Raw genomic sequence first — 19,719 nt, 5'->3', positions numbered from 1 at the left:
AGGGTCGCCCTGCTCCAGAACCTGCAAGAAGTCTGAAAACGACGAAAGCCTGCGGTTACATGCTCCGCAGGCTCTGTACTGCAAGGGAAACCAAACTGCAACTTGCGGCGAGCCTAGCACGGTCCCGCCGGACTGGGGAAGAGGCAAATGATCTGTTGCCGTTGCCCTGGTCACCGGCCTGCCCACCGGTCCCGGACGGCCCGGGCGTACCCTCGCGGGTGTGAGTGTGCAGCCCAGTCCCCCCAGGTCCCGCCCCCGGGTCGGGCACATCCAGTTCCTGAACTGCCTGCCCCTCTACTGGGGGCTCGCACGGACCGGGACGCTGCTCGACCTGGAGCTGACGAAGGACACCCCCGAAAAGCTGAGCGAACAACTGGTGAACGGCGGTCTGGATATCGGACCGATCACCTTGGTGGAATTCCTGCGCAATAGTGCGGGCTTGGTCGCCCTGCCCGATATCGCGGTGGGCTGTGACGGTCCGGTCATGTCCTGCGTGATCGTCTCCAAGGGGCCGCTGGACCGCCTCGACGGGGAACGGGTCGCGCTCGGCTCCACGTCGCGGACCTCGGTGCGGCTCGCCCAGCTGCTGCTGGCCGAGCGGTTCGGCATCAGCCCCGAGTACTACACCTGCCCACCCGACCTGGGGCTGATGATGCAGGAGGCCCAGGCGGCCGTGCTGATCGGCGACGCGGCCCTGCGGGCCTCGCTGCACGACGCCCCGCGCCTGGGGCTGCACGTCCACGACCTGGGGCAGATGTGGAAGGAGTGGACGGGGCTGCCGTTCGTGTTCGCGGTGTGGGCGGCCCGGCGGGACTACCTCGCCGAGCAGCCGCAGACCGTGCACGAGGTGCACCGGGCGTTCCTGGCGTCCCGCGACGTCTCGCTGGAGGAGGTCGACAAGGTCGCCGAGCAGGCGGCCCGCTGGGAGGCGTTCGACGCGGAGCTGCTGGCCCGCTACTTCACCACGCTCGACTTCCGCCTGGGCCCCGACCAGCTGGCCGGCATCACCGAGTTCGCCCGCCTGACGGGCTCGGACACCGGCTACGCCCCCGACGTCCCCGTCACCCTGCTCAGCCCCCCGGACGGCGGTTGACGGTCCGGACGGCGGCTGACCGACCGGCGCGTGACCGGGTCCGCCCGTGACGGTCCGCCCCTGACGGGCTGCCCCCGCCCGGCCTCGCGGCGGGCGGCGGGGGCCTACGCTGAGGCGGCACACGCCGCACGGTACAGGGGGAGGCGTCGCTGACATGGAGCCGCTCACGGCTGACGATCCGCGCACCATCGGCGACTACCGGCTGCTGCGCCGGCTCGGCGCCGGCGGCATGGGACGGGTGTACCTGGGACGCAGTCCGGGCGGCCGGACCGTCGCCGTGAAGGTCGTGCACGCGCACTTCGCCGCCGACACCCAGTTCCGCGAACGCTTCCGCCGGGAGATCGCGGCCGCCCGCCGGGTCGGCGGGGAGTGGACGGCCCCCGTGCTGGACGCCGACGCCGAGGCGCCGACCCCGTGGGTCGCCACCGGCTACGTCGCGGGTCCCGCGCTCGCGGAGGCGGTCGGCACGCACGGCCCGCTGGCCGAGCACACCGTGCGCGCGCTCGGCGCCGGGCTCGGCGAGGCGCTGGTCGCCGTGCACCTGCGGGACCTGGTGCACCGGGACGTGAAACCGTCGAACGTCATGCTGACCCTGGACGGGCCACGACTGATCGACTTCGGCATCTCCCGGGCGATGGACAGCACCGCGTCGCTGACCGGGACCGGGGTGTCCATCGGCTCACCCGGCTACATGTCGCCCGAGCAGGTGCTCGGCCGCGACGTGCAGACCGCCACCGACGTCTTCTCGATGGGCGCGGTGCTCGCCTTCGCGGCCACCGGCCTGCCGCCGTTCTCCGGCGACAACTCGGCCACCCTGCTCTACAAGGTCGTCCACGAGGAGCCGGAGCTGCACGACCTGGACGGCGAGCTGCGCGACCTGGTCGCCGCCTGCCTGGCGAAGGAGGCAGCCGACCGGCCGACCGCCACGGAGGCGGCCCGTCTGCTGTCCGGCGGGGAGGGCGCGGCGGCGCTGATGACGCGGGGCTGGCTGCCCGCCCCCGTGGTGGAGGGCGTCAGCCGCCGGGCGGTGGAACTGCTGGAGCTGGAGGCCGAGCCGCCACCCGGCCCGGTCCCGCAGCCGTCCCCGTCCCCGCCGCCCTCCGCCTACTCGGGGACCTTCGGCCCGCCGGACCCGTCCTACGGGGGCGGTTGGGCCGACAGGGCCGACACTCCCGCCGATCCGCGCACCTTCCCGCTGGGCGGCCGGGCCGCGTCGGCGCACACCGCGGGTTCCGGCACGCCTGGTTCCGCCACCCCGGCGGCGACCGGCCCGCAGCGCGGTGGCGACGCTCCGGCACGCGGGCGGCGCAGGTCGGCGCTGGTGGTGGCCGCGGTCGCCGCGGTGGTACTGCTCGCCGGTGGCCTGTACTTCCTCCCCCTGGAGGGCGACAACGGCGACTCCACGGCGGGCGGCACGACCTCCGGGAGCACGTCCGGCAACACGTCCGGCGACACCTCCGCCGGCACGTCGGGGGCCGACGCGGGCGGCGGCTCCGGCGGTGACGCGGGCGGTGACTCCGGGGCCGGGGAGAGCAGCGGGAGCGGTGGTGACTCCGGGTCCGGCGGCGGGGCCACCGACGAGGTGGACGACAGCGGCGGCGGCAAGCAGGCCGGGGCGGTGCCCAAGGCGTTCCTGGGCACCTGGAAGGGCTCGGTGACCACCGCCAACTTCGGAGTGTCGAGCACCTACGAGATCACCATCGAGGGCGGCGGCGTCGGCAAGGTGGTGGCCAGGGACAGCGCGGCGCTGGGCATCGCCGGGTTCGACTGCAGCGGTGACTACCGGTTGGTCTCGGCCACCTCCACCACGCTCGTGCTGGACAGCTCCGGTTCCGACAACCCGCACCCCGGCATCTGCTCGGACGGCTCCGACAAGGAGCGGTTCACCCTGCGCGGCAACGGCAGCCTGCACTACGAGTCCGGCGACACCAAGGCGGGCAACCCGCGCGGCGACCTGACCAAGCAGGACTGACCGCCCCAGCAGGACCGCCCCCCAGCAGGACCGCCCCCCAGCAGGACCGACCCCCGGCTGTCTTCCGACCAGCCCCGGCCGCCTTCCGACCACCCCCGGGTGCCCGCCGGGCGCCCGGCCCACTGGCGTACGCTGGATCGGTCCTGACACTCCCAGGGAAGGAGCGCCCCCGGTGCCCGAGAACGCCGACCTCCAGTCCGTGCTCGACCGTGCCGCCGACGGCGGGCGCATCACCCCGGAAGAGGCCCTCGACCTGTACCGTTCGGCGCCCCTGCACGCGCTCGGCCGGGCCGCGGACGCCGTCCGCAGGCGCCGCTACGCCGGCACCGAGCACATCGCCACGTACATCATCGAGCGCAACATCAACTACACCAACGCCTGCGTCACCGCGTGCAAGTTCTGCGCCTTCTACGCACCGCCCAAGAGCGACAAGGTGTGGACGAGGGACCTGGACGACATCCTGCGCCGCTGCGCGGAGACCGTCGAGCTGGGCGGCACCCAGATCATGTTCCAGGGCGGCCACCACCCCGACTACGGCGTCGAGTACTACGAAGAGCACTTCTCCGCCATCAAGAAGGCCTACCCCCAGCTGGTCATCCACTCCCTCGGCGCGTCCGAGGTCGAGCACATGGCCCGCATCTCAGGCGTCACCCCCGAAGAAGCCATCACCCGCATCCACGCCGCCGGCCTGGACTCCTTCGCCGGCGCCGGCGCCGAACTGCTCCCCGAACGCCCCCGCAACGCCATCGCACCGCTGAAGGAGTCCGGCGAGCGCTGGCTGGAGATCATGGAGACCGCGCACCGGCTCGGCGTGGAGTCGACCTCCACCATGCTGATGGGCACCGGCGAGACCAACGCCGAACGCATCGAGCACCTGCGCATGATCCGCGACGTGCAGGACCGCACCGGCGGCTTCCGCGCCTTCATCCCCTACACCTACCAGCCGGAGAACAACACCCTGAAGGGCCGCACCCAGGCCACGCTCTTCGAGTACCTCCGCCTGATCGCCGTCGCCCGCCTGTTCTTCGACAACATCGCCCACATCCAGGGCTCCTGGCTGACCACCGGCAAGGAGATCGGCCAGCTCACCCTCCACTACGGCGCCGACGACCTCGGCTCGGTCATGCTGGAGGAGAACGTCGTCTCCTCCGCAGGCGCCAAGCACCGCTCCAACCGCATGGAGCTGCTGCACCTGATCCGGTCCGCGGGCCGCGTCCCCGCGCAGCGCGCCACCACCTACGAGCACCTCGTCGTGCACGACGACCCGGCGAACGACCCGGTCGACGACAAGGTCGTCTCGCACCTGTCGTCCACCGCGATCAGCGGCGGCACCGCGCACCCCGAGCTGAAGCTCGTCGACGCCGAGTGACCATCCCGGCCGCCGCAGGACCCCGCATCCGTTCCGGCACCCGCGCCTGTTCCGGCACCCGCGCCCGCCGGGGCCGCTCCGTGCCGGGGGCCCGGCGTTGCTGACCCTGCACGTGCCGGCCACCGGCGACGCGCTCGCCGTGTCCGGCGACCGCCTCGCCGCGCTCGGCCCGGCGGCGCTGCTGCGCGCGGAGCACCCGACCGCCCGGGTCCGGGAGTGGGACGGCACGGTCGGCGCGGGCCGCTGCGCGGCCGAAGCGGTGGCGGTGCTGGAGCACGCCTACCACCCGGACCCGCGCGAGGCCGACACCCTGGGAACCGCACCGCTGACCGGAACCGCCCTGGCCGCGCTGGACCTGACCGCCACCCGCTGCGGCCACAGCGCGCGGCGCGGAGTGCAGCGGCTGCTCGCCGACGGGGTGACGGCGCTGGTCGGCCCGTTCACCCGTCCGGAGGTGCGGACCGCGGTCCGCCGCTCGGGCCTGGTGGTGCTCACCGCGCCCCGGGACCCGGAGTTGGTGACCGGCGGCCGGGCCGACTTCACCGTCACGGGCGCCGACGGGCGCTGCCTGGCCACGGTCGTCGCCGGCCGGCTGCTGTACCGGGCCCGCTGACCGGGAGGGGCGTGCCGGCGGGCCGGTGCGGCGCGACGGGGTGGACCCGGTGCGTCCGCCTGCGGCGCGGGGTGAAGAATGGCACTCGTGACCCGCGCATCGATGCACAAGCAGCCGCACGAAGTCGCCGCGATGTTCGACGGCGTAGCCGCGAAGTACGACCTGACCAACGACGTGCTGTCCCTCGGCATGGACCGGGTGTGGCGCCGGGCGGTGGCCGGTGCCGTCGCCGCCCGCCCCGGCGAGCGTGTCCTGGACCTGGCCGCCGGGACGGGCACCTCCTCGCAGCCGTTCGCCGCGGCCGGGGCGTTCACCGTGCCGTGCGACTTCAGCATCGGCATGCTGCGCGAGGGCAAGAAGCGGCTGCCGTGGATGCCGTTCACCGCCGGTGACGCGACCCGCCTGCCGTTCCGCGACGACACCTTCGACGCCGTGACGATCTCCTTCGGCCTGCGCAACGTCCAGGACACCGACGCCGCGCTGCGCGAGATGCTGCGCGTCACCCGTCCCGGCGGCCGGCTCGTCATCTGCGAGTTCAGCCACCCGACGTGGGCGCCGTTCCGGACCGTCTACACCGAGTACCTGATGCGGGCGCTGCCGCCGGTCGCCGAGGCGGTGTCCTCCAACCCCAGCGCCTACGTCTACCTCGCCGAGTCCATCCGCGCCTGGCCCGACCAGCCGGCGCTCGCCCGCAGGCTCCAGCAGGCGGGTTGGTCGAGGGTCGCCTGGCGGGACCTCACCGGCGGCATCGTGGCGATGCACCGCGGCAGGAAGGCCTGAGCCGGCAGCAAGGCTGGAGTCGGCAGGAAGGCTGGAACCGGCGCACGGACTGAACGGGCCGCAGGGCCTGAACCGGCCGGCGGGGTGTCTCGCCGGGAGCGGGGTGTGCAACAGTGTCGCCGTGCCGACGCGCTGCCCCCGGTGCGGGGATCCGTTGACGGGCGAGGTCCGCTGTGCGGCGTGCGGCCGTCCGCCCGTCGCCGGCGACTCCGCGCAGCCCGAAGCCCCGAACGCGGCGCCACCCGGCCCCCCGGCCCCACCCGCCCCACCGGCTCCGGCAGCCGCAGGCGTTCCGCTCGTCCCCGCAGGGCCGCTGCCGCCCCTGCCCGCGCTGCCGCCGTTCCCGCCGCGCCTGCCGGCGCCGCTGCCGTCGAGGCTGCTCGGTGTGGTGCGGGCCGCGCGCGGTCAGTGGCCGGTCCGGACCACCGGGCGGCCGTTCGCCGCCGGCGGCTGGCCGGCGGCGCTGGGCGCGGCCCTGTGGCCCACCGCGCTGCTGCTCGCGCTGGCACTGGCCACCGTCCCGGCCGCCGGGCAGGCCGACGGCTGGAACCCGGACTTCACCACCCGGCTGCGCATCGCGCTCGCCCTCGTCCTCCAGGGCCTCGGCGGCGGCTTCACTCTGCGCGAGGAGGCCGTACCCGCCGGGAGCAGCACCCTCGGTGGCTGGCCCGCCTCCTCGCTGAGCAGTGAACTCCACCTGTCGGCCGTCCCGTTGACCGTCACCGCACTGTGGATCGCCGCGATCGTGGTGGGCTCCCGGCTCTCCCACCGGGACCGCCCGGCCGGGCCGGGTGCCGTGCCGCGCATCGCCGTGCTCGCCACTTCCGGTGTGTTGCTGCTAGGGCTCGCCGCCAGGCCGTCGGTCGGCGGTGTCACCGTCACCACCGACCCGGCCCTGGCGGCGCTGTGGGCGCTGCTGCTGGGCGCCGCCACGGCGGCCTTCGCCCTGCACGGACGGGCCCTGCACGACTGGCTGTCGGCCCGGCCCCCGATGGGCACGGCGGTGCGCGCGCTGCGCACCGCCGCTGTCGCCACCGGGGGCGCGCTGCTGCTGTGCGGGGTGATCGGCCTGGCCTGGACGGCGGGCGGCCGGGAGGAGGGCGACAGCTGGTGGTGGCTGTTCGTGGCCTTCCTGATGCTGCCCAACCTCGCGGTCGCCGTCCTGGGGCTCGCGTGGGGCGCGACGCTGGAGACGCACCGGGCGGTGACCGGTGGCGTGTGGGAGTTCGACACCTTCGCCCTGGGCGACCTGGGCAGCACGGCCGGTGGCTGGGCGGTGTTCGCCCTGGTACTGGTCGGCGCGTGCTGCGCGCTGGCGCCCGGCGTGCTGGCGGCCAGGGCGTCCGCCTCCCGGGGTGAGCACCTGCTGTGCGCGGCGCTGGTGTGGGGGCTGTTCCTGCTGCTGGTGGTGGTCGGCTCGGTGGAGCTGCACACCTCGGCCGACGCCGGGTACGGCCTCGGCAGCTCCGAGGCGGGCGTCAACACCGTGGAGGCGGTGCTGTTCGGCGCGCTGTGGACGTTCGGCGGCGGGCTGCTCGCGCCCTACCTCGCCCGGCTGCGCCCGTCCGGCCCCGGTCCGGCCGGTGCGGGCCCGTCCGGCCCCGGTCCGAAGCCGGGCCGCTGACCGTCCGTCCCGCCCACGGCACCTGGCCGACCCGGCGGGCGGCACGCTGCATAGACTGCTGACGTCCAGTGCCTAGCTGTGCGGCCAGTGCCTAGTCTTGCGGGAGTGCTCGTGGCAGAACACCACGCCGATGTGATCGTCGTCGGGGCCGGGCCGGCCGGATCCACCACGGCCTACCACCTGGCCCGCTCCGGCCTGGACGTGCTCCTGCTGGAGAAGACGGCGTTCCCGCGCGAGAAGGTGTGCGGTGACGGGCTCACGCCCCGCGCCACCAAGCAGCTCGTCGCGATGGGCATCGACATCTCCGAGGAGGCGGGCTGGCTCCGCAACAAGGGCCTGCGCATCATCGGCGGCGGCCACCGGCTCCAGCTCGACTGGCCGGAGCTGGCCAGCTACCCCGACTACGGACTGGTCCGCAAGCGCGACGACTTCGACGAGCAGCTCGCCCGGCAGGCCGAGAAGGCCGGTGCGCGGCTGCACGAGCGCTGCAACGTCGGCGACCCGATCCTGGACCGGACGGGCCGCATCACCGGCGTGCACGCCAAGCTCGGTGAGGAGCGCACCCCGGCCACCTTCCACGCGCCCGTGGTCGTCGCCGCCGACGGCAACTCCACGCGGCTCTCGCTGAAGATGGGCCTGCACCGCCGCGAGGACCGCCCGATGGGCGTCGCCGTCCGCACCTACTTCACGTCCCCCCGGCACGACGACGACTACCTGGAGTCCTGGCTGGAGCTGTGGGACAAGCGCGGCCCGCAGGACGAGCTGCTGCCCGGCTACGGCTGGGTGTTCGGCATGGGCGACGGCACGTCCAACGTCGGCCTGGGCATCCTCAACAGCTCCAGCGCCTTCAAGGAGCTGGACTGGCGCGAGGTGCTGAAGGCCTGGTGCGCGTCGATGCCCGCCGAGTGGGGCTACACCCCGGAGAACATGACCACGCCGATCCGCGGCGCCGCACTGCCGATGGCCTTCAACCGCAAGCCGCACTACACGCGCGGTCTGCTGCTGGTCGGCGACGCGGGCGGGCTCGTCAACCCGTTCAACGGCGAGGGCATCGCCTACGCGATGGAGTCCGGCCAGATGGCCGCCGAGGTCATCGTGCAGGCCCACGCCCGGCAGACGCCCACGCAGCGCGAACTGGCCCTGCGCCGCTACCCGAAGGTGCTCTCCGACACCTACGGCGGCTACTACAGCCTCGGCCGCGCGTTCGTGAAGCTGATCGGCAACCCGAAGGTGATGAAGCTCGCCACCGACCGGGGCCTGTCGCACCCGGTGCTGATGCGCTTCACGCTGAAGATGCTCGCCAACCTGACCGACCCGACGGGCGGCGACGCCATGGACCGCATCATCAACGGCCTCTCCCGCGTGGCCCCGCGCGCCTGAGGCGCGGACGAGGCGGGGACCCGTAAGGTGCTCAGCCGCCTCGGCGGCCTCAGCCGATCTGCGCCTCGCGGTAGAGCGCTGACGGGTCGGCTGCCTCGGCGGCTTCCGAGGGGTGAAGGTGCTCCTGCCGCTCGGGGTGCAGTACGGCGGCCCTCCACTCCGACACGGTGGCGCTGTCCCCGCCGGGCACCTCGACCGGGGTGAGGTTCGCTGGGACGAGGTGCCACCCGTCGGAGGCAACCCGGGTGGCGAGGACGTAGGTCGTGCCCGGTTGGAGCGGCGGTACGTCACCGACGGTGGACCGTTCCCGCCGCACGGGGTCGTCACCGCCTTCCTGGGCGACGCGGACGGTGCCGCCCACCTCGCCCTGGAGCGTGTCCGTCACGTCGACTTCGAAGGTGGTCCACAGCAGGCCGTCCTCCGAGCGGTCCACGGAGGCACGTTCCTTCACCGTGCCCACGAAGACGTCGTCGGCCCATCCGGCGGCTTGCCCGGCCGTCCCCAGGCTCACCGCGTAGCTCGAACTCACGTGCGTCGTCCCGTACGGAACGGTGAACCACGCCACCGCGACGGCGGCGGCGATGACCGTACCGGCCGCGGCGATTGCGACGGTTGCCGTTCGGCTGACAGCGACCATGAAAAGCCCCACCCGGGTCGGCTCGTCCGTTCGTGCACCGGCTGCGCCACGGGCACACGCGTTTGCGGCACTCGCGCTTGCGGCACGCGCGCTTGCGGCACTCGCCTGCGCTGCGGCGCCCGGACAGGGCTTCGACGCGGAGGGGGTTCGTGTGGTTCCCGCAGTCGCGCCTTCGGTTCGTCGTGCCGTCGTGTCGCCGTGCCTTCGGGCGCATGCGTGAGGGGCTTTCCGCGGTCCACCGCGGAAAGCCCCTCAACGTGTTCCTGCTGCGTTCTCGGGTGCGTCAGAGCACGCGCACGGCTCCGGACGGGGTGCCGCCCCAGCCGAGGTCGTGCATCGCGACGCCGGTGGACGGGTTCTGCGCGCCGACGTACTTGCCGCCGCCGACGTAGATGGCCACGTGCGTGGCGCTGCCCTTGCCGCCCCAGTACAGGATGTCCCCGGGCTGGAGGTTGCTCAGGCCGACCTCGGTACCGGCGGTCGACTGGGCCTGCGAGGTGCGCGGCAGGGAGACGCCGACCTGGCGGAAGGCGGCGGTGGTGAGGCCGGAGCAGTCGTAGGCGTTGGGGCCGGTGGCACCCATCACGTACGCCTTGCCCACCTGGGCGCGGGCGAAGTTGACGACGCTGGCGGCGTTGCCGGACGCGGGCGCGGCGGCTGACGGCGCGGACTGGGTCGCCGTGCTGCCGGAGTTGGAGCTGCTGCCCGAGTTGGAGCTGGTGCCGGCGTTGGCGCTGAGCGTCGTGCGGGCCGCGCTGCGGGAGGCGCGCTCCTCGGCGGCGCGCTTCTCGGCTTCGGCGGCCTTGCGGGCGGCCTCGGCCTTCTGGCGGGCCTCCTCGGCGTCGGCCTTCTTCTTCGCCTTGGCGGCGGCCTTGGTGGCCGCGTTGGCGGCCTCGGTCTGGGCCGCGTCCAGCTCGTACTTGATGGCGATGGTCTGCGTGACGTGCGCTGCCTTGCTGCTGCTGGAGGCGATGACGCCGTCCAGCGAGGGGAGCTCGACGGTGTCGGTGGGCGCCTGCTTCTCGGCGGATGCCGGAGAGGCCGCACCGGTCACCGCGAGAGTCGTGAGGACGCCACCGGCAACACCCGTGCGAATGAGCGTGTTCCGCGAGGAACGACGGGGCTTCCGGTGGCTACGTATGTGAGTCGAGGACATGACCACAGGGCTATCAGGGACGCAGGGTTCCCCTCAACAAAGGTGGGATGCGCCACAGCGGGCCGCCTCCTGTCCGCTTTACGGCATTTGAGGAACCCTCAGGGGTGGGCGAGGTGATGATCAATGTCCAACTAAGCGGTTGTGACCACGTAGTTGTCCGCATTGTCCGCAGGGGGTGGATGCCTAGCATGTCTCAGGCTGGTAACGCCAATATGGCAGCGGCTGACATCAAGACGTGTGGCGCAGGTCACACCGGAACCCCTGCTTCACATCCGCCACAACAGCCCCAAACGGGCATACCTGGTGAACAGCCCAAGTGCGCCCATGTGGCCCGTGTTCGACCATGCCCTGACAAGACGTCAGTGTGGACGTGGAGCCGGGGGTCGGCTGGTGTGGCGACGGTGTGCGCATCGGGCTTCACGTCGCATTCTTCACGAATTTTCCAAAGCGGGCGCGGTGCGCCGATCCGGTGAGTGGGCGTCACGTGTGTACGCACCTCAGTCGTCCGCTCCTTCCCCCGGTACACCGTGCGCCACGGTGTCCGTGGCCGTGGTCCGTGTGGGGGTGGGTGGCGGGACTGCTTGCTGCTCAGGAATCCGTGGCGGCTCGATCGGACTCGCTGCGCAGAACGCAGAACTCGTTGCCTTCGGGGTCTCCCAACACTCCGTTCTAGCAGTTCTGGAGTGTCGGCATGGTGGCATCGGCCCTGGTCAAGCACGGTAGCGGGAATCCGTCCGGCCCTACAGGTTCCATGGAGAAGGAAGCAGGCGCAACACCTTCGGTCCCCACCAGGGCCATGGAGTACACAGCACGTAGGAATTCGCCGCTCTCCACAGAGAGTATGGAGAGAAACCCTCTAGTGAGCTGATCTCATCGTGGCCGGTTCGGGTGATGGCCGGGCCCGTGACGTGACGAAGCTCCTCGACGTTGCTTGGAGTGTCAACAGCCACGCAGCGCAAGGAGCTTCGGTGATCACCTATCGTGCCACGCTCGATGTGCCCTCGGACCTGGTTTCCTGGCTGGAGAACCAGATTGCCACCCGAAGGGGTGAGGCCGGGGGCTCCTGGCGGGCGCTGACGAGCTGGGACCAGGCGATCGTGCTGCTGGTCTTCCTCGCCAAGGGCGACACATTCGCCCAGCTCGGAGAGCACTTCGGTATCGGGACCGAGACTGCCCGGCGCTACGTCAACGAAGGCATCGAGGCCCTCGCGCCGCTCGCACCGACCCTCACCGACGCGCTGGAGGCTGCCGGGCCCGAGCGCCGCCTGCTGCTGGACGGGACGCTCATCCCGGCCTGGCGCTGTGGCGCCCTGTCCACGGACACCAACGACGACCCGCTGTGCAACTCCAAGCACCGCGAGCACGGCTTGACCGTCCAAGGGCTCACCGACACCAGCGGTGAGCTGCTCTTTCTCGGCGAGGCCCGGCCGGGATCGACTCACGATCTGACCGCTGCCCGCGCCGACGGCATCATCGCCGCCGTCGCCGATGCCGACATCGAGACCACGGCGGACGCGGGCTACCAGGGGGCCGGCGGCACCGTGCGCACACCCATCAAGCGCCCGAAGGGCAAGGGGCACAACGGCTGGGAGAAGCTGGCGAACACCGCCCTGGCCAAGCTCCGGGCCCCGGTCGAGCGCGGCTTCGCGGAACTGAAACGCTGGAGAGTGCTGGACACCCTCCGCATCAGCCCGAACCGCATCACCAACCTGCTGCACGCTCTCCTCGTCATCCACCGCAAACGGGCATCACTCGCCAGGGGGTAGATGAGATCAGCTCAGTTTCGACGATGACGATTCGGATCTGTGGGATTAAATACAGTTTGCACGGAAACCCCACCCTTTCACCTGTTCGGGGTGAGGGGGTGGGGTTTTTCAGTTTTGCTCAACGAAATCGCACGCTCAGACGTTTGACGGGCAAGTGAATTTCGTCGATACCGGGAAAGGAGGGCGGAGATTTTCTTCACTTGCCCGTCGATTCTCCCCGAGTGAATTGTTGAATACTCATCAAGAACGGCGCTCCACGTGGAGCACGCCGCTTCCACGTGGCCGATTTCGAGCTGTCTCTCAGCTAAGGGTTGTCCCGTAACTGATCTTTGGCAGCACGAGAGTGGCCGGCCGGGATCGAGGTTCCCTTTGGGGAAGCACTGACCTCCGGTTCACCCCTGTGACCGCACGACACAGCAGCGGATGGCAGGGGCCGTCCTCCCGGCAACGCGTGGATCCACCCGCCCGGGGAGATGAGCAGGGCCCCTGTTATCGTGCGCCGATGTCAACGATCAAGCAGTTCCAAGTGACCTTCGACTGCGCGGAACCTGCGCGCCTCGCCGCCTTCTGGTGCGAGGTGCTGGGGTACGTCGTACCGACAGTCCCGGAGGGCTTTGCCACGTGGGAGGAGTACCACCACTCGCTGCCGCCTGAGGACGAGATCTACTTCGCGTGTACTGATCCCTCGGGTGTGGCCCCGCGCCTGCTCTTCCAGCGAGTTCCCGAAGGGAAAGTCGTCAAGAACCGGGTGCATCTCTGTGTGCGGGCCGGCGCCGGGCTCGTGGGTGACGAGCGCCTGGCCACACTCGAGGCCGAATGCGCACGGCTGATGGCGCTCGGCGCGAAGCACGTGCTGACGCAGCGCGCCGATGGCGTCAACGAGTCGTGCATCACGATGCAGGACATCGAGGGCAACGAGTTCTGCCTCGGCTGACTCTCCTCCGAGACTGGGAGGTGGGGAGCCGTCTCCCGGGGACCTCTCAGGTCCCGCATGCGGCGGGAGTCATCCCGTGAGGGCGAGGTTGTGTAGGCGGGCAACGCCGTGCATCGCGTGGCGCACACCGTCGCCTCTCAGGCGGCAGTCGCGCAGAATCTTCCAGGTCTTCATCCGGGCGAAGGCGTGCTCGACGCGGGCGCGAACCCGTTTGTGGTCGTGGTTGTGTTCGGCCTGCCAGTCGGTCAGTTCGCCGCCTCGGGGCCGGCGGTGCGGGATGACGAGGCCTGTTCCGGGGTAGCCGCCGTCGGCGATCGTGGTTGTCCGGCCGACGGCGGCCTTGGCCCCGGATTCCTCCCATGCCCGGCAGTTGTTGCGGTTGCCGGGCAGGGGCCGGCCGACCACCACAACCAGGCGGGTGTCGGCGTCGATGACCACCTGGTGGTTCGTCGAGTAGCGATAGTTCTTCGACTGCTCGGCGACCTGGTGGTCGCGGGTGGGTACCAGTGTCCCGTCCACGATCAGCACCGCGTCCTTGGCGAATCGCCTACGCGGGGCAAGCGCGAGCCTGGGGCCGAGATGGTCGATGACGCGATCGGCGGTGGACTTCGACACTCCGAAGAGCGGCGCGAGTTGGCGCAGAGTCAAGTTGGTGTGCCAGTACGCGGCCACCAGTAGCACCCGGTCCTCCAGGGAGAGCTTCCACGGCCGGCCACGGCCCGGCGCGTCGCCGCCCTCGCGGCGCAGCTGCCTCATCAACTTGCCGAAGGCGCGCGGGCTCAGTCCGGCGAACGGGGCTATCCAGGACGGCTCCGACGCCGGGATCACACCAGCCACGGCCAAGATCATCCCACGGCAAAATCACTTACGGGACAACCCTTAGTAGTGAACCAAAAATCAGCTTACTGCGCTGCATATCCGTAGAATCGCGGAGGCGAAAATGGTCGTGCAAGGATTCGACGCTTCCTTTTGTGTCGCCCAATGCATACCGGACTTCCGCAGTCGAATATGCCAGGGTCGCAGAGCTGAAGCCGCCGAAGGTTCCTAGTTGGCTTTCCGCCTGGTTGACTGCCCGCTCCGCCTCCCGAAGACTGATGAGTGCGTTCGTCTTTTCTCCAGAGAGAGCATAGGCATAAGCCTGCTGGCCCGCCATGAATGCTCGCATGCGCGGGTTAGATTCCGGCGCCGCTTCTGCGGCGGCGTCAGCAAGTCTCGCCGCTGGTGGTCGACAGCGCGGGATCGGAAGGCGATCTCTGGGAACGTGAGATCAAGCTTCTGATGCGTGACAACACCATGGTCTTCAACATGGCGGAACGCATCCTCGCAAACGCCGTTGCCTACAGCATCACGGCGATGGAACGCCCGGACGTGCATCTCGGAGTCGGCAAGACGGTGGATATCGGCGTCCACCAACTCATCCTCGACACGCCCGTCTACTTCGCCTTCTGCGAGGTGTACAACGGCGGACGGTACAAGCACCATGCGCCGCTGATCGAGCGCCGCCGCGACGGGATCGTGATCCGTACGGCGGAGGTCATCCGCGCCAACGGGTTCGACGCCGACGAGGAACTGTGGGCGATGGACGGCGCCGACTGTTCCCCGTGCGACAACAAGGCACCGGACAGTCACTAGCACCGGCTACAGTGCGTGCCCCTGCCTCGGGCGACCGGGCAGGGGTACCCCTCGGGCGACCGGGCAGGGGCACCGCTGCGAGAAAGGAAATCTGTTGGCGGCAGAGCACAACTACGCGCATGAGCAGGAGCTTTGGGACACCTACGCGGAGAGCACGCGCGAGACGGTGTTCGACTCCGAGCCGGTCTTCCGTTGGACCCAGTACGGCGACCACGGGCCCGGTACGGAACTCCTCGGGGACAGCCCGGGGAGCGTGCTGGAACTCGGGTGCGGCACTGGCCGGGCACTGGGCTATCTCGCCCAGCGGGGGACCGAAGCAACGGGCATCGACATCTCGCCAGTCATGGTCAAGCACACCACTGAGAAATGGGGCCCTCTCGGCGTCCGCTTCATCTGCGCGGAAGTGATTGAGCACTTGGAGAACGACGCCACCACCTATGACGCGATCTACTCCATGTTCGGCGCTGCCTGGTTCGCCGACCCGGCCCGCCTCTTCCCTCTGGTCGCACAGCGCCTGAAACCGGGCGGGGTCTTCGTGTTCTCGCAGCCCCCGGCCATCCCCGGCGCCTACGGGCCGCAAGGCATGTACAAGGGTGGCTTCGCCGGGCCCGCGATGTTCACGTACCGCTACAGCTACACCCCCGCCACGTGGGAAGACTTCCTGTCCACCGCCGGACTCGCCGAGCCTCAGGTACGGGTTCTGGACGCCCCCAAGCCCGGCCACATCGGAACACTGATCGGCAGAGCAGAGCGCCGCTGACTGTCCCCCGCCCGTTCGCGCGCACCACTTGGGCAGCGCGCGGACGGGGCTCTGTTGTGCCCTCTGAGCTGCCGGTATGCTCAGAACTGGTAGTTAGAAGTGTTGGGGTCAGCGAGGATCGCCCAGCCTGAACCGTCAGGATTCCGGTGATCGGCGACAAAGGTGGCACCGAGGCCCAGTAGCCGGTCCGGTTCCTGCTCGCGAGAGGTCTCGGGGCGCAGGCACAGGTGGACCCGATTCTTGATCGTCTTCGCCTCGGGTACCTGGTTGAAGTACAGCGCTGGGCCTTCCGCCAACAGCACCTGCGTCTCCCGGTCACCCGGTCCGGTGTCCGGATGCATCGGACTGCCCGTCACGCCGCTCCAGAAGCGAGCCAGCTCGTAGGCGTCCGCACAGTCAATCGCCACGTTCTGCAGTACCGAAACCATCTGCCCCAGCCTTGCCGGTCTCCACTCAAGGCGCCAACGAGTTGATGCCCACGAGGCTCAGGCGTGGCAGTGCCCGCCGTTCTGCGAGGCCTCGACGGCGTGAACCTTCGGGGTGCCTGTGTCTCCGGCCGAGGCCGCTGGCCTTGGTCGCGGCGATCCGCCGGGCGCGCTCAGCCCCTGAGGGAGGAGGCACCTGACGCCGTCGTCTCCTGCTGCTCGCGGGCGGCGAGTACGGCGGGCATGTGGGCTTCGACGTGCTCGATGAGGGCCAGGAGGCGGTCGGCGGTGGTCTCGCCGAGTTCGGTGAGGGAGTAGCTGACGCTCGGCGGCATGACGGTCAGGACCTCGCGTCGAACGAAGCCGTCCCGTTCCAGGGCCTGGAGGGTCTGGGCGAGCATCTTCTCGCTCACGCCCTCGACCCTGCGGCGCAGGGCGTTGAAGCGGGCCGGTCCCTTGCGCAGGCCGGCCAGGACCAGCACTCCCCAGCGTCCGGTGAGGTGTTCCAGTACGGAGCGCGAGGGGCACTGCTTGGCGAAGACGTCGAAGTCCTCCGCTGAGTCCTCCGTCGCGCCCTCTGCCTCGTCCGCCTGGTCGCACATCTTGTCCATGCTCTCCTCCTCCACCCCGCCATGCTACCTCGCGCACAGCACTGCGAAAAAGTTGGCACTAACTAAAAGTTTGTGTACGGTGAGGTGACCGCGGCCCGGTAGGACCAAGAGGGCTGCCAGACCCATCCGTGTGCGAGAAAGAGAGCCCGTCATGATCGTTGTCACCGGAGCCACCGGACAGCTCGGCCACCTGGTCGTGGAGCACCTGCTCAAGCGCGGCGTCGCCCCGCAGGAAGTCGTCGCCGCGGTGCGCACGCCGGAGAAGGCGGCCGACCTCGCGGCCCTCGGTGTCGAGGTCCGTGTTGCCGACTACGACCGCCCCGAGACGCTGGCCCCCGCCCTCGCCGGCGCCGACAAGCTGCTGCTGGTGTCCTCGTCGGCTCCCGACGAGGTCCGGGTGCCGCAGCACCGCGCGGCGGTGGACGCGGCGGTGGCGGCCGGGGTCGGCCTGATCGCCTACACCTCCGTCGTGGAGGCGGACACCAACCCGCTCGGCCTGGCCAAGGTGCACCGCGAGACCGAGCAGGTCGTCAAGGAGTCCGGACTGCCCGCCGTGCTGCTGCGCAACGGCTGGTACACCGAGAACTACACCGCCGCCCTGCCGGGCGCGGTCGAGCGCGGCGCCATCGCGGGCAGCGCGGGGGACGGACAGATCGCCTCCGCGGCCCGCGCCGACTACGCCGAGGCCGCCGCCGTCGTGCTGACCAGCGACGACCAGGCCGGCAAGGTGTACGAGCTGACCGGTGACACCACCTGGTCCCTGCCGGAGCTGGCTGCCGAGGTCACCGCCCGCTCGGGCACCGAGGTCACCTACGCGGACCTGCCCGCCGAGCAGTACGCGCAGATCCTCACCGGCGCCGGGCTCCCGGGGTTCCTGGTGGAGCTGCTCGTCGACGCCGACGTCAAGGTCTCCAAGGGCGCACTGTCCACGGTGACCGGTGACCTGTCCGCCCTTCTCGGCCGTCCCACCACCCCCATGCCGGTCACGGTGGCGGAGACGCTGGGCTCCTGAGAGGGCGCGAAGCGGTACGGCAACGGCCGGGAGTGCTTCTGAGGTGGCCGAGCGCTGCGGTTGTCAGGTGACGAGCTGGGCGGCCCGATGCCGCAGCTCCTCGGCCCTTGACACCAACGGTGTCCGTCGAAGCGGAACAAGCTCAATGCGCGAGTGCCGTGAGCACAGGGCGTGGAGCCGCCAGGCTGTGTCGGCCACTGGCTCTGGAGGCTGCGCTGCGCTCGCTGACCGCACCGTCTGATGCCGGGCCCGCAGCGCCGAGGGAAGCGGCGCCTCGTACCGACGTCATCGGATGAGCGGTTTCCGGCCACCTCGTTCACGTGCCCTTGTCATATCGCCCCGGTGCTGGGGTTCTGCCGGTAACCCGACAGGCGTATTTTGGTCAGTCGCCTGCGTCTCAGCGTCGTTCACGCGCGTCAGTGTCGTTCGCGCGTCCCAACGTCGCACAGGGGCTGCGGGCGTCATCATGCCCGTCCGGGGCATGTGTCCGTCCGGGGGAGAGGCACACCGCCCATGCAGGGAACGATCGACGGCTTCAACTACGGCGCCTTCACGCCGGTGGCGGCATACCTGATGGCCTGTCTCGGCGCGGCACTCGGCCTGCGCTGCACCACCAGATCACTCAGAGGCAACGACTCGCGCAGAGCGGGATGGCTCACGCTCGGAGCCGCCTGTATCGGGTCGGGTATCTGGACCATGCACTTCATCGCCATGATCGGCTTCCACGTGAAGGAGGCGCCGGTCAGCTACGACGTGCCGACGACCGTGCTCAGCCTGGTCGTGGCGATCGCGGTCGTCGGTGTCGGCGTCTTCATCGTGGGCTACCGGGGGGCCAATCGGATCACCCTCGTCACGGCGGGCGCGGTCACCGGCCTCGGCGTCGCGGCCATGCACTACATCGGCATGGCCGGTATGCGCTTCCGGGGCGAGCTGGTCTACGACCCGTTCGTGGTCGCGCTGTCCGTCGTCATCGCCGTGGTCGCGGCGACGGCCGCGCTGTGGGCGGCGGTGTCCATCCACGGCTTCCTGCCGAGTCTCGGCGCGAGCATGGTGATGGGAGTCGCGGTCACCGGCATGCACTACACGGGCATGGCCGGGCTGAGCGTGCACCTGCACGAGGGCTCCCAGGTCTCCGAGGCGGGAAGCCCGCTCACCTCGGTGCTCTTCCCCATGCTGCTCGGGCCGCTGGTGTTCCTGGTGATCGCCTGCGTGATCGTCATGTTCGACCCGATGCTGGTCTCCGGCGAGGACAACGGCCGACCGTCGTCCCGGCCCGCGCCCCCCGGTGACGCCTTCCGGCCGTCGGCCCACCGCCACGCCGCAGGCAGCGCCGTGATGCACCGGGGGCCGCGCGCGGCCGACGGGCGGATCGACGCCGCGCTGCCCGGCAGCCCCCGCCGTCCCGGTGACCTGGGAAGCCGGGGCCCGTACGGCCGCCCCTGAGCAGTACGCGCCCGCCACCGAACGGGCGACGGGACGTCCCGGGATGTCCCGGGACGTCCCAGGCTGGCGGGCCGAGTGCCCAGGTGACGGCCTGGGACGTCCCGACCTGCCCGTTTCCCGTCGACGCCGCCCTCACCGCCGTGACCTACTGGAGGCGAGAGGCGCCGCGCCACTGCGGCCCGCAGGACATGGAACAGGGAGCGTCATGAAGGCTCGTAAGTCACTGGCTGGTTCGGTCATCGCCGCCGCGGTGCTCAGCATGGGCGTGATCGGTACGACCCCGGCCGCTGCGGCGCCGGGCGACACGGTGGCCTCCTGCGTGAAGACCAGGGCGTTCAACCAGGCCAGCGACTACACGGTCCAGGTGCGGAACACGTGCAAGAAGGCGGTCAAGATCAAGGTCGTCATGCGGCTCGGCAGGGACCACCCCTGCACGACGATCAAGGCCGGCAAGCTCAAGCACTTCTCCAGCAACAGCCTCGGCACCTGGAAGAAGACCGTCTACTGCTGAG

19 protein-coding genes and 1 pseudogene are annotated in these 19,719 nt (G+C 70.6%); 14 read left to right on the top strand and 6 right to left on the bottom strand.

Features of this window, described 5'->3' with window-relative positions:
• The first annotated feature begins 220 nt into the window (after window positions 1-220).
• From QNO07_RS18180 to QNO07_RS18150, 7 genes are all read left to right on the top strand, one after another.
• Entirely contained in the window at window positions 221-1,093 is an 873-nt protein-coding gene (locus tag QNO07_RS18180) for a menaquinone biosynthetic enzyme MqnA/MqnD family protein (RefSeq protein WP_283993182.1), read from the top strand.
• Between the two features lie 154 nt (window positions 1,094-1,247).
• The gene (locus tag QNO07_RS18175; protein ID WP_283993181.1) at window positions 1,248-3,065 is read left to right on the top strand and encodes a serine/threonine-protein kinase; all 1,818 of its coding nucleotides are present in this window, start codon (window positions 1,248-1,250) and stop codon (window positions 3,063-3,065) included.
• 172 nt (window positions 3,066-3,237) lie between these two features.
• Entirely contained in the window at window positions 3,238-4,434 is a 1,197-nt protein-coding gene (mqnC, locus tag QNO07_RS18170) for a cyclic dehypoxanthinyl futalosine synthase (RefSeq protein ID WP_283993180.1), read from the top strand.
• Window positions 4,435-4,531: 97 nt separating this feature from the next.
• Window positions 4,532-5,047, top strand: coding sequence for a hypothetical protein (locus QNO07_RS18165; protein ID WP_283993179.1), 516 nt, complete (start codon window positions 4,532-4,534; stop codon window positions 5,045-5,047).
• 87 nt (window positions 5,048-5,134) lie between these two features.
• A complete protein-coding gene (locus QNO07_RS18160; RefSeq protein ID WP_283993177.1) occupies window positions 5,135-5,827 on the top strand; it encodes a demethylmenaquinone methyltransferase in 693 nt (230 codons plus the stop codon).
• 154 nt (window positions 5,828-5,981) lie between these two features.
• On the top strand, window positions 5,982-7,451 hold the full coding sequence (locus QNO07_RS18155; RefSeq protein WP_283993176.1) for a hypothetical protein: 1,470 nt from the start codon (window positions 5,982-5,984) through the stop codon (window positions 7,449-7,451).
• Between the two features lie 105 nt (window positions 7,452-7,556).
• Complete coding sequence (locus QNO07_RS18150) at window positions 7,557-8,831, top strand: geranylgeranyl reductase family protein (RefSeq protein WP_502961874.1); 1,275 nt, start codon at window positions 7,557-7,559, stop codon at window positions 8,829-8,831.
• 49 nt (window positions 8,832-8,880) lie between these two features.
• Here QNO07_RS18150 and QNO07_RS18145 read toward each other — a convergent pair whose 3' ends face one another.
• The 3 genes and pseudogenes from QNO07_RS18145 to QNO07_RS18135 form a co-directional block, all read right to left on the bottom strand.
• Window positions 8,881-9,468 (bottom strand): hypothetical protein, encoded by a 588-nt coding sequence (locus tag QNO07_RS18145; protein WP_283993174.1) that lies wholly within the window; start codon window positions 9,466-9,468, stop codon window positions 8,881-8,883.
• Between the two features lie 283 nt (window positions 9,469-9,751).
• Window positions 9,752-10,624 carry a C40 family peptidase gene (locus QNO07_RS18140; RefSeq protein ID WP_283993173.1) on the bottom strand — a complete coding sequence of 291 codons (873 nt, stop codon included), beginning with the start codon at window positions 10,622-10,624 and terminating at the stop codon, window positions 9,752-9,754.
• Window positions 10,625-11,212: 588 nt separating this feature from the next.
• Window positions 11,213-11,287: pseudogene (locus QNO07_RS18135) on the bottom strand (VOC family protein); the annotation flags it as partial.
• A gap of 305 nt (window positions 11,288-11,592) precedes the next feature.
• Here QNO07_RS18135 and QNO07_RS18130 point away from each other — a divergent pair.
• Window positions 11,593-12,390, top strand: coding sequence for a transposase family protein (locus tag QNO07_RS18130; RefSeq protein WP_283993172.1), 798 nt, complete (start codon window positions 11,593-11,595; stop codon window positions 12,388-12,390).
• 502 nt (window positions 12,391-12,892) lie between these two features.
• Window positions 12,893-13,324, top strand: a complete 432-nt coding sequence (locus QNO07_RS18125; protein WP_283993170.1) for a VOC family protein — start codon at window positions 12,893-12,895, stop codon at window positions 13,322-13,324.
• Window positions 13,325-13,393: 69 nt separating this feature from the next.
• Here QNO07_RS18125 and QNO07_RS18120 read toward each other — a convergent pair whose 3' ends face one another.
• The gene (locus tag QNO07_RS18120) at window positions 13,394-14,161 is read right to left on the bottom strand and encodes a transposase (protein ID WP_283993169.1); all 768 of its coding nucleotides are present in this window, start codon (window positions 14,159-14,161) and stop codon (window positions 13,394-13,396) included.
• A 441-nt stretch (window positions 14,162-14,602) separates the two neighbouring features.
• Between QNO07_RS18120 and QNO07_RS18115 the strand changes: the two genes are divergently transcribed.
• Together QNO07_RS18115 and QNO07_RS18110 are read left to right on the top strand one after the other, a co-directional pair.
• Window positions 14,603-14,956, top strand: a complete 354-nt coding sequence (locus QNO07_RS18115; protein WP_283993282.1) for a hypothetical protein — start codon at window positions 14,603-14,605, stop codon at window positions 14,954-14,956.
• A 94-nt stretch (window positions 14,957-15,050) separates the two neighbouring features.
• Entirely contained in the window at window positions 15,051-15,716 is a 666-nt protein-coding gene (locus QNO07_RS18110) for a class I SAM-dependent methyltransferase (RefSeq protein WP_283993168.1), read from the top strand.
• Between the two features lie 80 nt (window positions 15,717-15,796).
• On the opposite strand, the gene QNO07_RS18105 is transcribed toward QNO07_RS18110, so the two are convergent.
• Window positions 15,797-16,144: a VOC family protein gene (locus tag QNO07_RS18105; RefSeq protein WP_283993167.1), complete on the bottom strand. Its 348-nt coding sequence runs from the start codon at window positions 16,142-16,144 to the stop codon at window positions 15,797-15,799.
• Window positions 16,145-16,314: 170 nt separating this feature from the next.
• A complete protein-coding gene (locus tag QNO07_RS18100) occupies window positions 16,315-16,743 on the bottom strand; it encodes a winged helix-turn-helix transcriptional regulator (protein ID WP_283993281.1) in 429 nt (142 codons plus the stop codon).
• A 160-nt stretch (window positions 16,744-16,903) separates the two neighbouring features.
• Here QNO07_RS18100 and QNO07_RS18095 point away from each other — a divergent pair, with 160 nt between their 5' ends.
• The 3 genes from QNO07_RS18095 to QNO07_RS18085 all read left to right on the top strand — a co-directional run bounded on the left by QNO07_RS18095 (window position 16,904) and on the right by QNO07_RS18085 (window position 19,718).
• Entirely contained in the window at window positions 16,904-17,764 is an 861-nt protein-coding gene (locus tag QNO07_RS18095) for an SDR family oxidoreductase (RefSeq protein ID WP_283993166.1), read from the top strand.
• A gap of 513 nt (window positions 17,765-18,277) precedes the next feature.
• Entirely contained in the window at window positions 18,278-19,207 is a 930-nt protein-coding gene (locus QNO07_RS18090; RefSeq protein ID WP_283993164.1) for an MHYT domain-containing protein, read from the top strand.
• A gap of 205 nt (window positions 19,208-19,412) precedes the next feature.
• Window positions 19,413-19,718 (top strand): alpha-amylase inhibitor, encoded by a 306-nt coding sequence (locus QNO07_RS18085; RefSeq protein ID WP_283993163.1) that lies wholly within the window; start codon window positions 19,413-19,415, stop codon window positions 19,716-19,718.
• Window position 19,719 lies beyond the last annotated feature (1 nt).

The sequence above is a fragment of the Streptomyces sp. 549 genome, assembly GCF_030124175.1.
In the GTDB taxonomy this organism is placed as follows: domain Bacteria; phylum Actinomycetota; class Actinomycetes; order Streptomycetales; family Streptomycetaceae; genus Streptomyces.
This window is presented reverse-complemented; position numbering and strand designations above follow the sequence as displayed.

Excerpts from the sequence above, each read along its gene's own strand:
- QNO07_RS18115 (WP_283993282.1), top strand. The coding sequence starts at position 14,603 with ATGCGTGACAACACCATGGTCTTCAACATGGCGGAACGCATCCTCGCA.
- QNO07_RS18085 (WP_283993163.1), top strand. The coding sequence starts at position 19,413 with ATGAAGGCTCGTAAGTCACTGGCTGGTTCGGTCATCGCCGCCGCGGTG.
- QNO07_RS18095 (WP_283993166.1), top strand. The coding sequence starts at position 16,904 with ATGATCGTTGTCACCGGAGCCACCGGACAGCTCGGCCACCTGGTCGTG.
- QNO07_RS18140 (WP_283993173.1), bottom strand. The coding sequence starts at position 10,624 with ATGTCCTCGACTCACATACGTAGCCACCGGAAGCCCCGTCGTTCCTCG.
- QNO07_RS18175 (WP_283993181.1), top strand. The coding sequence starts at position 1,248 with ATGGAGCCGCTCACGGCTGACGATCCGCGCACCATCGGCGACTACCGG.
- QNO07_RS18105 (WP_283993167.1), bottom strand. The coding sequence starts at position 16,144 with ATGGTTTCGGTACTGCAGAACGTGGCGATTGACTGTGCGGACGCCTAC.
- QNO07_RS18100 (WP_283993281.1), bottom strand. The coding sequence starts at position 16,743 with ATGTGCGACCAGGCGGACGAGGCAGAGGGCGCGACGGAGGACTCAGCG.
- QNO07_RS18145 (WP_283993174.1), bottom strand. The coding sequence starts at position 9,468 with ATGGTCGCTGTCAGCCGAACGGCAACCGTCGCAATCGCCGCGGCCGGT.
- QNO07_RS18090 (WP_283993164.1), top strand. The coding sequence starts at position 18,278 with ATGCAGGGAACGATCGACGGCTTCAACTACGGCGCCTTCACGCCGGTG.
- QNO07_RS18125 (WP_283993170.1), top strand. The coding sequence starts at position 12,893 with ATGTCAACGATCAAGCAGTTCCAAGTGACCTTCGACTGCGCGGAACCT.